This window comes from Paenibacillus mucilaginosus 3016, from assembly GCF_000250655.1.
Taxonomy (GTDB): domain Bacteria; phylum Bacillota; class Bacilli; order Paenibacillales; family NBRC-103111; genus Paenibacillus_G; species Paenibacillus_G mucilaginosus.
The window spans coordinates 763,245-777,158 of the sequence record NC_016935.1 but is presented as its reverse complement, the minus strand read 5'-3'; the positions used below and the strand labels follow the sequence as shown (position 1 = coordinate 777,158).

The window sequence follows — 13,914 nt, the reverse complement described above, 5'->3', positions numbered from 1 at the left end:
GGGCAATAGTAGGTTAATAGGGAAAGGTAAGCGTGGAAGAATAGGCACGGCTGCGGGCCTCGTTCCGGACTGCCGCACATCCGCAGGCGGCCTGAAAGGCCTGATACCGCACGTTTTCATCCGGGTTTCATACATTGACCCGATTGTCATAAAAAGGTACTCTATGAGAGAGAAAGCATTCGCGATAGAAAAGGATGTGGATCCATTGCCTAGACATTTAGTCATCGGAAACGGGAAGTTTTTGATCAACCTGGACCGCAATACGTATATGCGCGACCTGTATTATCCTTATGTAGGGCAATTGAACCACATCGGCGGCTATCAATGCAGAGTCGGTCTCTGGGTGGACGGCGCGTTCAGCTGGCTGTCGGACCCGGACTGGAGCTTCGAGCTTTCGTACGTCGAGGATTCGCTCGTGACGCAGGTCAAGGCGTCGCACTACCACCTCGGGATCTCGCTTGTGATCAATGACGGCGTCCACCAGCGGGAGGACATCTATCTCAAGCGCATCTCGGTCTATAACCACTGGGACAAAGTGCGCGAGGTGCGCATGTTCTTCAACCAGGATCTGGTCATCAACGAGACCGAAGTCGGCGATACGGCGGCCTATTACCCCCAGAACAACACCGTGTTTCATTATAAAAAAGACCGGTACTTCATGTTCAACGGCCTGGCCGGAACGGAAGGACTCTTTCAATATACGACAGGCGTCAAGCGCTTCTATAATGCCGAAGGCACCTGGCGCGATGCCGAGGACGGCCACCTCATGGGCAATGCCATTGCGCAGGGCTCCGTGGACAGCACGGTCTCCGTGCGGATGCATGTGCCGCCCCGGCAGGAAGAGACGCTGTATTACTGGATGACGGCGGGCAAGAACCTCGAAGAGGTCAAGAAGCTCGACGCCTACGTCAAAGACAGCCATCCCGGCAAGCTGCTCGACCGGACGCAGATCTACTGGCAGCGCTGGGTGAACAAGTCCGAGCGCGATTACGGCAACCTGCCGGAGGAGGTCATCCGTCTCTACAAGTTCAGCCTGCTCATGGTCCGGACACAGACGGATGTCAACGGGGCGATCATCGCCGCCAACGACTCGGACATCATGCAGTCGAACCGCGACCATTACAGCTACATCGTGGCCCCGGGACGGCGCCCTGATCGCGTATGCGATGTCGATGGCCGGCTACCAGGGCATGATTACGCCGTTCTTCCACTTCTGTGCGAACGCCCTCTCCCCCGAAGGCTATCTGCACCACAAATACAATCCGGACGGAACGGTCGGCTCGTCCTGGCATCCTTACCTCAACGGAGGCAACATGCAGCTGCCGATCCAGGAGGACGAAACGGCGCTCGTACTGTTCGCCCTGTGGCAGGACTATGAGCGGCACGGCGTGATCGAGCTGCCCCAGTCGCTCTACCGGACCCTGATCCGGCGTGCGGCACGGTTCATGTCCAGCTACATGGAGCACGATCTGGGCCTGCCGAAGCCGAGCTACGACCTGTGGGAGGAACGCTACGGCATCTTCACCTTCACGGCCTCTGCGGTGTACGGCGGCCTGATTGCCGCAGCGAACTTCTGCTCCCTGTTCGGCGACGAGGAACGCTCGAGCCGGTACCGCCACACGGCGGAGAAGATCAAGACCGGCATCCTGAAGCATCTGTACGACGAGGAAGAATGCCGGTTCGTCCGGGGGCTGTATCTCGACGGCGGCGTATGGACCAAGGATAAGACGCTCGAGAGCAGCGTGTACGGCATCTTCGAGTTCGGCGTGCTGCCGGCCGATGACCCCCGCGTCGTCTCCACGATGAAGGCGAACCGCGAAGGCCTCACCATCAAGACGGACATCGGCGGCGTGGCGCGCTACCATCACGATTACTACTTCCAGCGCTCCTCGGATATCGAGAACATCCCCGGCAACCCCTGGATCATCTGCACCCTGTGGATCGCCGAATGGGAGATCGAATGCGCGAAGACGCTCGATGATCTCGAGTCCCCGCGCAGGACACTGGAGTGGGTCGTGAAGCACGCGATGGAGAGCGGCGTGCTCCCCGAGCAGCTGGACCCGTTCGACGGCGGGCCGGTATCCGTCGCCCCGCTGACCTGGTCGCATGCGACCTACGTCCTCAGCGTGGTGAAGTACACGGAGAAGTACAACAAGCTGCTGGCCGCCGCCGGCAAGCAGGCGTAAGGAGCCACATCAGAAGGCTCTCTGCCCGCCTGACGCAATGCCTCCTGCCCCAGTTCCGAGCCTTACTTGGAGCTGGGGCATTTTGCGCACTAAAAAAAGCAACCCGACCGAGGGTCAGGCTGCTCTTTACTCATGCACATAGGTTTGTTCGTACTTGTCCGCATCCCAGAGGCGTTCCAGCTCGGCCGGATCACTCATCTCCACGATGACCAGCCACCCCTCACCGTAAGGCGACATGTTAATGAGGCTCGGATTGGCGGTCAGCTTCGGATTGATCTCCAGTACTTTTCCGCTGACCGGCGCGTACATCTCCGTCACCGTTTTTACCGATTCCATGCTGCCGATCGGCTCTCCCGCCTTCAGTTCGTCTCCCGGCTCCGGCAGCTCGACGAAGACGATCATCCCGAACTCCTCTTGGGCGAAATCCGTCAGGCCGATGACCGCACGGTTGCCTTCGACGCGAATCCATTCATGAGTCTCACTGTACTTTAATCCCGGTATGATTTCCATATGGTGGCACCGCTCCCTTCTCTTCTATCTTAACCAGCTTGAAGCCAAAAACCCTCAGACCCGCCCCTTTCAAAAAAGGGCAGGCCGAGGGAGATCGGTACCTATATGGGAAGGCTTGTCTTACTTCGCAACCAGGTGCTGGTCGCCTTTCTTCCAGCCGATCGGGCACAGGCCGCCGGACTGCAGAGCTTCCAGAACGCGGAGCGTTTCTTCTACGCTGCGGCCCACGTTGTTGTGGTGTACCACTTGGTACTGCAGCTCGCCTTCTGGGTTGATGATGAACAGACCGCGAAGCGCGATGCCTTCTTCTTCGATCAGTACGCCGTAGTCACGGGCAACTTGCTTCGTGATGTCGGAAGCCAGTGGGAAGTTCAGCTGGCCGAGACCGTTCTGGTCAACAGGCGTGTTGATCCAAGCGCGGTGGGAGTGGATGCTGTCCACGGATACGCCGAGGATCTCAGCGTCCACTTCTTTGAACTGTGCAGCCGCATCGCTGATTGCCGTGATTTCCGTTGGGCAAACGAACGTGAAGTCGAGCGGGTAGAAGAACAGAACGAGCCATTTGCCTTTGTAATCGGACAGGGAGACTTGGCCGAATTCTTTACCGTCGCCGGATACGGTTTGCATAGTGAAGTCCGGAGCTGTTTTACCAACCAAACGTTGAGTCATGAGTAAATTCCTCCTTGGAATATAAGATTTACCGATGTGGTGATCACGATATAAATCCTACCACTATCCATGAATGCCAGTCAATTCTTATAGTCATTTTATTTTGATAATAATTATAATCTGGCACACTTTTGACACAATTATCCCTAAACAGAAAAACTCTCAAGAACCTTCGTTCTCAAGAGTTTTTCCTGCTGTTTCTATAGAAGGTTAATGACTCACGGCGTTAACGGTTCGCAGCCCTAACCCTTGTCTGTCTTACTTGCGGACCGTGTTAACGATCAGGTCGCCCATCGCTGTGGTGCCGATGGCCGAAGCCTTGTCAACGGCGATATCGCCCGTACGGTGGCCGGCATCCAGCACTTCCTTCACCGCACGCTCGATCGCTTCCGCCGCCTCATGGTAGCCGAACGTCAGGCGGTACATGAGCGCAACGGACAGAATCGTCGCGATCGGGTTCGCGATGCCCTGGCCCGCGATGTCCGGCGCGGAGCCGTGGACCGGCTCATAGAGACCGAACGCGCCTTCGCCGAGGGAAGCGGAGGACAGCATGCCGATGGAGCCCGTCAGCATCGCCGCTTCGTCGCTGAGAATATCGCCGAACATGTTCTCCGTCACGATGACGTCGAAGGACGAAGGACGGCGAAGCAGCTGCATCGCACAGTTGTCGACGAGCACGTGCTCCACTTCCACATCCGGATAGTCGGAAGCCAGACGGTTCACCGTTTCTCTCCACAGACGGGAGGTCTCCAGCACGTTGGCCTTGTCTACGGATGCCAGACGCTTGCTGCGCGTGCGGGCGATCTCGAAGGCCTGGCGGACGATCCGCTCGATCTCGGCTACGTTGTATACGCAGGTATCTACGGCTTCCTGACCGTTCTCGCCTTCACGGCGGAACTTCTCCCCGAAGTAGATGCCGCCCGTAAGCTCGCGCACGACGATGAGGTCCGTGCCCTCAAGCACTTCCGGCTTCAGCGTGGAAGCTTCCTTGAGGCAGTCGAATACGTTCGCCGGACGGATGTTGGAGAACAGGCCGAGCGCCTTGCGGATGCCGAGCAGGCCGGTTTCCGGACGAAGCTCCTTCGAGTTGTTGTCCCACTTCGGTCCGCCTACGGCGCCGAGCAGTACGGCATCGGACTTCTTGCACATCTCAAGCGTATCTTCAGGAAGCGGAGTACCCTTCTCGTCGATCGCGATCCCGCCGAAGAGACCGTGCTCGAATTCGAAGGAAAGACCGAACACTTCCTCGGTTTTCTTCATGACCTTGATTGCTTCCGCGACCACTTCAGGACCGATGCCGTCCCCTGCGATCACGGCGATTTTCTTTACTTCTGCCATGCGATTCAACTCCTAATGGTTGTCATTACCTCAGTTGTAGCATACTTCAGCCCGGGCTGACAAAGATATAAAATCTATCATCTTCATAGACAAAAGCTATAATTCTATTTTATTTCTATTGGGAGTTATATCAATTGGGGTTTATATCGACGCTTGTCATCACAATTTCAGCTTTTCGGGCAGGACGTCGGACCGGAGAAATAACCGGCCCTTGTCCAACATTTTAACCGCCTTAAGCTTGAGCTTCATTTCGGCCGCTTCCTAAGAATAAGTCTACTGATGGTAAGGACAAGCCAGAGTCCTATGGCGATGACCGCAGCCCATGTGACCCCCGTCATTTCATTGAAATCCGTATCCAGAAGATACATGACGGCAAGCAAGAAAAACATGTAATCCGTGTATTGGATATTCTTCATCACAGGCTGATGGATGTGGAGCTGCCTCCCCCTGCGCAGAAGATGGCAGCCGCTAAGTCCTTCCGGTCCTGCACATCCATCTTGTTCTCCTCCTATCAAGGATAATTTATACCACACACTACTTTACAGGCAGATACATTGGAGTCATAGGAATGCTGATAGAGCCTGTCGGTCCGGCATGGGCTCATCAGCCTCTGCCGTAAGCGCGGAGGATTCGCAGGTTGTTCAGTGTAATCACACTCTTCCACTCTTCCCTTGCGGCAGCCCATTCGTCTTCGTCTCTGCCCCAGGACCAGGCCGGCTCCCAGGCCCCCTCCTCCGTCTGCCGGTCAAGCAGCCAATCCAGATTGGCGGGAAGTACGTCCGCAAACCGCTCATAGTATGGGGACTGCGGCGTAGGGACGGCTCCCACCGGCTGGAGCTCGTAGCCCTCCCAGCCCTGCGGCTCCTTCACCGTGCAGCGCTCCACCATCTCTCCGAGCTTGCCGGACATGCGGGCCTGCACCGCCAGCGGCACCCGCTCCGCCATCCGCAGATAGCACAGCAGCTCATGAAACTCGTCCAGCGTCGAGTTCTCGTTCAGATGGCGGACCGCCTGCTCCACCAGCCCGTCCACCCACTCGGACGATACGGCCCATTCCTCGTACGCCTTGAAGTAACCGGCAATCTCCGCGTTCGGGTTCCCCCAGTCGGTCCCGGGCGCCCGATAGTCCCACCACGGAGCCCGCGGGGCCGAATGGACGGCCGGCGGCACCTTCTCCCAGCCCGGGAGGTGGGGATCATACACGGCCGTAAGGTACCCGAGCGCCCCGCGGATCAGCTCCTCCCCGTCCTGCTTGGGCAGCAGCGCCAGATGCTGCAGGGCCACGGTCGTGGCCAGGACGGAGGAGGCCCGGCAGCGGATATCAGGCTCAAGGCCTCTCCCGAAGCCTCCGTCCTCATTGCGGTAGGCTCCAAGCGCTGCGATGACTTCCGAGGCAGGTCCTCCCTCGAACTCATATGCGAACAGGGCCCGCTCCAGCGGACGGGCCTTCATCCGCATGTAACCCCTTCCAAGTTCCCAAAACCGACTTCCCTGCACATTGTCCGCAGCCATGCTCTTCCGCACCTCCTATGGAGCCTGACCCTGCTTGGTTTCCCCTGGGCCGGCCGCCGAATATGCTGCTATTGTACCACCATCGGATGGATGCCCGCATCCTTACCTCCTTCTCCAAGAGAGCCCCGCGGGCTTTAGGAAGGACGGGCTGCGGCGCCGCGGGGCAAGTTGTCTTTCCCCAGGGAAAGCTTTAAAATGATACTCATATGCCAAACCGATGAACGAACCCATTCTCTCTGACGCTACGTAAAGTCACAATAAAGGAGCCTTACGCCATGGAATACCGTTTCTCCGATACCATCGAGAGCTTCAAATCCTCCGCCGTGCGCGAAATTCTAAAGCTGACGCAGGGCAAATCGATCATCTCCCTGGCGGGCGGGCTGCCCAACGAGCAGTTCTTCCCCATTGATGCGGTCAAATCGGCTTTCGCCCAGGTGTTCGATCAGGGCAAAGGCGTCCTGCAGTACGGACTGACCGAAGGATTCACTCCCCTGCGCCAAAGCTTGTCGAAGCACCTTGAGCGTAAGGGCATCCGTGCCTCCGTCGACAACATGCTGCTGACTACGGGCTCCCAGCAGGCGATTGACCTGCTTACCCGCGTATACATCGATCCGGGCGACGTGATCCTCGTCGAGAAGCCGACATACCTGGCCGCCATTCAGGTGTTCCAGTCCCGCAAGGCCCGGATCATCTCCGTAGACTGCGATGCGGACGGAATGAACCTTCAGGATCTCGAGAGCAAAATTCTCGAGCAGGCGCCGAAGATGGTCTATGTCATCCCCACCTTCGCCAACCCGACCGGCAAGGCCTGGAGCCTGGAGCGGCGCCAGGGGACGCTTGACATCTGCTCCCGCCACGGCGTGCTCATCCTCGAGGATGACCCCTACGGCGAACTGCGGTTCGGCGGCGGAGACACGTTCCCGTCCATCTTCTCGCTGGCCGGCGAAGCGAACGGCTCTCCGGTCGTGTATACGAGCACCTTCTCCAAAATCGTCGCTCCCGCGCTGCGTACCGGCTGGGTCGTGGGCGATCAGAACGTGATCACCCATATGACCCGCGCCAAGCAGGCGGCCGACCTGCACTCGAGCACGATGGACCAGCAGGCGCTCCATGTGCTCCTGGAGAACTTCGATCTCTACGCCCACATCGACCTGATCCGCACCGAGTATGAAGCACGGATGCGCCAGATGGTCGGCCTCCTCCGCTCGAAGAACTGGGAGGGCATGCAGTTCATCGAGCCGCAGGGCGGCATGTTCGTATGGGTCGAAATGCCGGAGTCGGTCGATACCGGGGTGCTCATGAAGTACGCCGTCGAAGAAGGCGTCGCCTTCGTGCCGGGCATTCCTTTCTTCGCCGACCAGCCTCAGCACAATACGATGCGGCTCAACTTTACGCACACGGACAGCCAGCAGATGGTGGAAGCCTTCGACCGTCTCGACCGCGCGCTGCAGAAGATGCAGGCCGCCGTCAGCTGATCCCGCTCCTCCTGGCCCCGTGCCTGCTGCCTGCAGGAACGGGGCTTTTTAGATCCGCAGATGATAATAAGAATCATTCTTGGTTAAACTAGGAGAGGACAGCCGGGAACAACATCACGCCAAGCAAGATAAAATCCTATACCCGTCCATCCTTTGCTGATCATACAAAAAAAACGGCAGCCCTCAGGCTGCCGCTGTCAAGATTAGGTTCCCGTTAGATCCAAACGCCGCTGATGTGAACTACAGCTTCGGTTCGAACGTCTTGCAATCCGTTTCTTCCGAATCTCTCGCTTGTCTGCCGCGGTGGCTTACGACATAGATCGAGGACGCGTTGCACTTGTTGCCGTTGGCCCAGTATTTACAGGAGTTGACTTCGCAAAGTACGTCTTGTGCCATGGGATACACCTCCTTTCTACTCTCTAGGATGGGCTTTTCCCCCGGCATTTCATACCTGCCCAGCCTCCGCAGCCCCAAAATAACGCAAAAAAGGCATGCCGGAAGCATGCCTTTTTTGCTGCATTCGTGGTCACCCGGCCCCGTGGGGCTCAGGCCTGCTGCAGACGTCCCGTTCCGGCCGGGAAATACCCGATTCCTGCGGCATAAGCGAGCATCCGCCGGATAAACTCCCTGTCGGCCGGAGGACAGGTGATGCCCTCCTCACGGAGGAAGGCTGCCGTTACGGTACAGCCGTAACGGACATCCGAATCCTTCGCTCCATCGCCTTCCAGCTGAGCCATGGCCAGCTGCAGCGCTTCGGCCGGCTTCGGAACCGCCGCATCGAACAGCCAGTCCATATACCGGCGGAATTCCAGGGTCTCCACCTCATAACCGCATTCACGGATCATCCCGATCAGATCGGAGTAGAGAATCTGTTCCGGGTTGCAGATATGAAACGTCCGGCCGACGGTATCCGTGCGGGTCGCGAGGCTCACGACTGCGCGGCTCGCATAATCAATCGGCGTAAAATCCACGTACCAATTGGCCTTCGGCGCCCTGCCGAGCAGGAACATCGCCTTGAACATCCGGTAGAACGCGTTGCTGTCGATGTTCTTTTGGAATTTCCCTGTAACGGAGTGGCAGGTCAGATTGCCCGCCCGGTAGATGTTGACGGCCAGCCCGCGTTCCGCCGCCTCGAAGACCAGCTTCTCCGCTTCCAGCTTGCTGTTCGTGTACAGATTGTCGAGCCTCAGCTCCGGTGCGAATCCCCCCTGATCGAGCACGCGGTCCCACTGCCCGCTCAGGAACAGATCCTCCGGCACCCCGAGGGTCGACACATGATGGAACCGTACGCCCGGCTTCGACTCGGCCAGCTCGAGCAGCGACTTCGTCCCGCGCACATTCGTCTTCTCGAACTGGGCGCTGTCCCCGAAGTGGCGCACATCGGCCGCCGCATGCAGGATGGCATCGACGTGCTTCTCCAGCACCCGCCGGTCCTCTGCCGACAAGCCGAGGCCCGGCTGCTCCAGATCGCCTTCAATGACGGCCACCCGGCCCATCATCGCCTGCAGCACGCTGCCCCCGAAGTACCAGCTCATGAGCTGCTTGAGCTTCTCACGGGCGCTTCCCGCGGAAGGCCTGCGCACCAGGGCATAGATCTTCGCGCTGCTGTTTTGCAGCAGATCATACAGCAGGTGGGAGCCGAGATAGCCGGTGCCGCCGGTCAGCAGGATGTGCGACGGTGCGGCGGTTCCTCTCCAATCGGCAGGAACCGGTGCGGCGGCCGGGTGCTCGCCGAGGTCGGTGACCTGCCAGACCGCCTGCTCCTGCTCTTCTTCCTCCATGACTCCGGCCAGCTCTTCCATCCGCGCCGCCAGCTCTTCGAGTGTCTTGTACTGGAACAGATCGCCGATGGTCAGACCCGGCACCTGCGGCTTCAGGAGCACGAGCACCTGGATGACCATCAGCGAGTCGCCGCCGATCTCGAAGAAGGAATCATGCAGCCCCACCTGATTCATGTGCAGGGTCTCCTTCCAGGCTTCGGCCGCCAGCTTCTGCATCGGAGTCACCGGAACAGCGGACACCTCCCTGGTTTCCGCAGCTTCCGCATGCTCATAGGTCGCCAGCTTCTTCCGGTCAATCTTGCCGGTGGGCGACAGCGGCATGGCCTCCAGCTGGCATACGAGCTTCGGCACATAGCTGGCCGGCAGCTTTGTCGCCAGGAAGCCCTTCACTTCCGCCGGTTCGACGGCCGCCCCATCCTTCGAGGTGAAGTAGCCGACGAGCATGTTCTGTCCGTCGGCGTCCTTCTTCGGCACCACCACGGCATCCTTCACGTTCGGCATCTGGGCGAAGCTGTCCTCGATCTCCCCGATCTCGATCCGCTGCCCGCGGATCTTGATCTGGGTATCGCGGCGGGAGACATACTCGATGGAGCCGTCCGCCAGCAGCTTCGCGATATCGCCCGAACGATAGACCCGTTCTCCGCCGGCTGCCGGGCTGATGCGGAAGGCCTCCGCCGTCTTCTCCGGCTGCTTGAGATACCCTTGGGCCAAGCCCACCGAAGCGATGTACATCTCTCCGGGCACGCCCACAGGACAGAGCTGCTCTTCCTCGTTGACGAGATAGATCCGGTAATTCGGCAGCGGGCGCCCGATCGGAACATTGGCTATCCCCTCCTCGATCCGACCATTCACCTTGTAAGAAGTGGCGACCACCGTCGTTTCGGTCGGTCCATACAGGTTCACCACTTGGATCCCCGTATCGGACTTGGACTGAAACGCCCGAACCTGCTCGCCGTAGAGCGCTTCGCCGCCGACCATGATCGTCCGTACCCCGGACAGCTTCCGGAACCCTTCCTCGGACAGGTAGGCCGCCAGCTGATTGAAGAAGACCGTCGGCAGAATGGCAATGATCGTGGTTCCGGTCCGCTCCACCGCCTCGGCGAAAGCTTCCGCCGAGATCCGCTCCTCGGGAGAGAGCAGATACAGCTCCGCCCCGGTGAAGAGCGCACCGATCGTATCCCATACGGATGCGTCGAAGCTGTAGGTCGCGAACTGCGTGAGCACGTCCCGCTCCGTAATCCCGTAATCCCGCCGGATGGCAGCCCCGAGATTGACGGCTCCGCGGTGCGCGATCAACGCCCCTTTGGGCTTGCCTGTGGAACCGGAAGTATAGATGATATAAGCCAGGTCGTCAGGCTGGGTGCCTGCATCCGGATCGGTGCCTTCGTACCGTCCGACTTCCTCCGTGTCCACAGCTACAAGCTCCCGGATGCTGCCGAGCGAAGATGCGAGACTTACCGCTTTGTCCAGCAGCGCGGCTTTCGTCAGCACCAGAGGGGCTGCCGTATCCTCCAGGATATACCGGCACCGCTCTTCCGGATGCTCGGGATCGACAGGTACATAAGCACCCCCGGCCTTCAGAATGCCGAGGAGCGATACGACCGTATCCAGGCTGCGCTCCATATAGATCGCAACGCAGTCTCCTTTGCGCAGACCCTTGGCGAGAAGCAGATGGGCCACCTGGTTCGCCCGGGTGTTCAGTTCCTCGTAAGTATAGCGGCCTTCCCTTGAGGACAGAGCCGGACGGCTGCCGAACTTGACCGCGGCCTCCTCGATCATACCGTGTATCGTCATTTCCTCCGGATAGGCCGCCGCGGTGTCATTCATCCGCCGGTAAAGTTCGGCATCTTCTGCCGTAAGTATGGGAACAGCGCCGAACGGAACCTCAGGCGTATCCAAGGCTGCCTCGAGCAGCGTCACGTAATATCCGGCATACCGCCGGACCGTCGTTTCCTTAAGGAGCGAGGCATCGAATTCGGCTAGAAGCAGGAAACGGTCTTCCCGTCTCACAATCCCGAATCGAAGCGATTGCGAAGAGAACTGCCCCTCCGCCCCATTCCAATGAAACACGGTATCGTAAGCGGCGGCATCACTCTTTTGGGCATAAGAAAGCAGATCCCGCACCGTTTGCTCGAGAGAAGTGAATGACTGACCTGAGGTCAATTCCAGCACAAGCTCTGCCGTCTCCCCCGTACCGGGATCGACTCCGATGGTCAGATCCTTCTCACCGGACAGACGGTACAACCAGGCTGCAAAGACCGTGAGCGATCGGTAGAACGGGACCTGCGGGCTTTCCACAAGGCATCGTTCGTTCAATCGGCCTGGCAGCTCCATGGTAAGACTTCCATAAGTGAAAGTTCGGCCGCGCCGAGGATAATCAGCAGGAAAAGGCAGCAGGGCCCGTTCAGCCGCTTGGGGCAGCTTAGAATGGAATGTGGGTATCATGATGCTTGTCTCCCTTGATATAAGTTCTATGGGTAACCTTGAGAATGGATGGATAACGAACTATAGAGATGGTACAGTCAGCAAAAACCCTCCCCCAAACGGAGGAGGGGTTCTTGTGGGTGGATCTGTTTTAATTCTTCTTTACATGGAACTGCTCAAGCAGCTCTTTCAGTTCTTCGGACATGCTGGAGAGCGTGTTCGAAGCCTCTACGATTGACTCCATGTATCCCTTCTGATCGTCGACCGACTGCGCGATTTGTTCCGCATTCGCTGCCGTTTTGCTCACCGAAGAGGTCAGCTCGCCGGCTGTAGCCGAGATTTGGTCGGTACCTGCCGAGATTTCTTGGGCTGCCGCGGAAACCTCCTGAATCTGCGAGGACACGCGCTTCGTGGCGTTGCGGATTTCGGTGAACAGCTGGCCGGTCGCTTCCGCCACCTGCATCCCTTTCTCCACTACCTGTGTGCCTTGATCCATAGCCACGGCTGCACTGCGGATTTCGTTCTGGATTTCCTTGATGAGCACCGAGATCTGGTTGGCCGAAGTTTGGGACTGCTCTGCAAGCTTGCGCACTTCGCCGGCTACAACGGCAAACCCTTTGCCGTGTTCACCTACACGAGCCGCTTCGATCGCAGCATTCAGCGCCAGCAGGTTCGTCTGGTTGGCAATGCCCGTGATCATCTCGAGGATGCTGCCGATCTCCTGCGAACGCTTCTCCAGGGAGTTCACTGCGGTGGATGTGCTTTTCACCGTCTCCGTAATGAGCGCCATCTGGTCAGCCATCGTCTGAACGACTTCGTCTCCTTGAATCGACTTCTTCTCTACCGCGTATGCCTCGTCGGATACATCGGCCGAATTGGTAGCAATCATCTGAATGACCGCGGCCATCTCCGTGATGGAACGGGAAGTCTCAAGGCTGGACTGCTCCTGAATTTTGATGCTGCCGGCAATTTCCTTGATGTTGCCGTTGATGCTTTCCGCGCTCTTGCTGCTCTGGTCGGAGTTCGTGTAAAGTGCCTTTGCGGAGTCGGCAACCTGGTGCGAAGTCTCCTGAACCTTCAGCATCGTATCGTTCATCTTTTTGACCATGAGGTTGAACTTATCGTTGATAATTCCAAGATCGTCGTTGCCTGTCTTGATCTCCACATCGAGACGGCCTTCACTGACTTGGTCAATCCCGTTGATGAGATCTTTGATCGGCGACAAGGTCTTGCGCGCGATGAGATACTGGGCGATCAGCGTGAGAATCATGAAGACGGCCAGGATCAGGCTGCTGTTGATGATCAGGGAGTTCATCCCCTTGGCCACCATGCTTGCATCCGTGTCTACCCCGAAGTAAGCGAAGACTTTGCCGCTGCTGTCTTTGATCGGATATACGATGGTAACCCAAGTTCCGTAATCGTCCTTATAAAAATCCGACAGCTCCGGCTTCCCGGAATCCAGCATCTTCTGCACGGTGCGGGCAATCTCAGCCGGCTGCTCGTACATCGTGCCGACCAGCAGGTTATCCTTCTTGAACACTTCCATAATGTGGCTCGGCATGGCGACTACCGAGGTTTTGTTGCCGTCCTGCAGTTCGGTTCCGAAGATGTACGCTTGAGCAATATTCGGATTGAACTTGCTTACCTGATCCATCAGCTCGCGGATCTTCGCTTGAACCGTCCCTTCGTAGCTCTTCTCCTTGACAGCCGCTTCGACATCAGAAGGAACAATCTGCTTGTTCCAGCTGCCGGTGACCGTTTCGATGGAGTTGTGCAGCTGGCCGACCAGGACGTTTCTTTGGATGAAATAGCTTGATGCGATGAGAATAACGGCGATCAATGCGATATTGATCGAAGTAAACAAGAAGTTCTTGGCAAAAAACGACATTCGCCTTCTTTGCATGTACTTCATCCTCCAAGTATCAATTTGACTTTTTTGTGGAACCGGGAGGCTCCGCTGCCTCCTTCAAGTCCTCTATCATGCTTCCTGTATATATATCGTTCAGGGAGCTCCCAAAC

The 13,914-nt window shown here is 57.9% G+C and carries 8 protein-coding genes and 1 pseudogene; 2 read left to right on the top strand and 7 right to left on the bottom strand.

The genetic code is table 11. The annotated features are described in order from the left end of the window. The first annotated feature begins 205 nt into the window (after positions 1-205). Positions 206-2,186 (top strand): annotated as a pseudogene (locus PM3016_RS03520) (glycoside hydrolase family 15 protein). A gap of 126 nt (positions 2,187-2,312) precedes the next feature. Here the strand turns inward: PM3016_RS03520 and gcvH are convergent. The 4 genes from gcvH to PM3016_RS03500 form a co-directional block, all read right to left on the bottom strand. Continuing rightward, positions 2,313-2,696, bottom strand: coding sequence for a glycine cleavage system protein GcvH (gene gcvH / locus PM3016_RS03515; protein ID WP_014368432.1), 384 nt, complete (start codon positions 2,694-2,696; stop codon positions 2,313-2,315). A 120-nt stretch (positions 2,697-2,816) separates the two neighbouring features. Then, on the bottom strand, positions 2,817-3,365 hold the full coding sequence (locus tag PM3016_RS03510; RefSeq protein ID WP_013914506.1) for a peroxiredoxin: 549 nt from the start codon (positions 3,363-3,365) through the stop codon (positions 2,817-2,819). Between the two features lie 258 nt (positions 3,366-3,623). Next, positions 3,624-4,703, bottom strand: a complete 1,080-nt coding sequence (gene leuB / locus PM3016_RS03505) for a 3-isopropylmalate dehydrogenase (protein WP_014368431.1) — start codon at positions 4,701-4,703, stop codon at positions 3,624-3,626. Between the two features lie 603 nt (positions 4,704-5,306). Next, the gene (locus tag PM3016_RS03500; RefSeq protein ID WP_238540427.1) at positions 5,307-6,161 is read right to left on the bottom strand and encodes a hypothetical protein; all 855 of its coding nucleotides are present in this window, start codon (positions 6,159-6,161) and stop codon (positions 5,307-5,309) included. Between the two features lie 329 nt (positions 6,162-6,490). On the opposite strand from PM3016_RS03500, the gene PM3016_RS03495 reads away from it, so the two are divergent. Then, complete coding sequence (locus PM3016_RS03495; protein ID WP_014368428.1) at positions 6,491-7,690, top strand: aminotransferase-like domain-containing protein; 1,200 nt, start codon at positions 6,491-6,493, stop codon at positions 7,688-7,690. 240 nt (positions 7,691-7,930) lie between these two features. Here the strand turns inward: PM3016_RS03495 and PM3016_RS36995 are convergent, their stop codons facing one another. The 3 genes from PM3016_RS36995 to PM3016_RS03485 all read right to left on the bottom strand — a co-directional run bounded on the left by PM3016_RS36995 (position 7,931) and on the right by PM3016_RS03485 (position 13,798). After that, positions 7,931-8,086 carry a DUF1540 domain-containing protein gene (locus tag PM3016_RS36995; RefSeq protein WP_013914500.1) on the bottom strand — a complete coding sequence of 52 codons (156 nt, stop codon included), beginning with the start codon at positions 8,084-8,086 and terminating at the stop codon, positions 7,931-7,933. Between the two features lie 149 nt (positions 8,087-8,235). Then, the gene (locus PM3016_RS03490; RefSeq protein WP_041619024.1) at positions 8,236-11,805 is read right to left on the bottom strand and encodes a non-ribosomal peptide synthetase family protein; all 3,570 of its coding nucleotides are present in this window, start codon (positions 11,803-11,805) and stop codon (positions 8,236-8,238) included. Positions 11,806-12,046: 241 nt separating this feature from the next. Continuing rightward, on the bottom strand, positions 12,047-13,798 hold the full coding sequence (locus tag PM3016_RS03485; protein ID WP_014368426.1) for a methyl-accepting chemotaxis protein: 1,752 nt from the start codon (positions 13,796-13,798) through the stop codon (positions 12,047-12,049). Positions 13,799-13,914 lie beyond the last annotated feature (116 nt).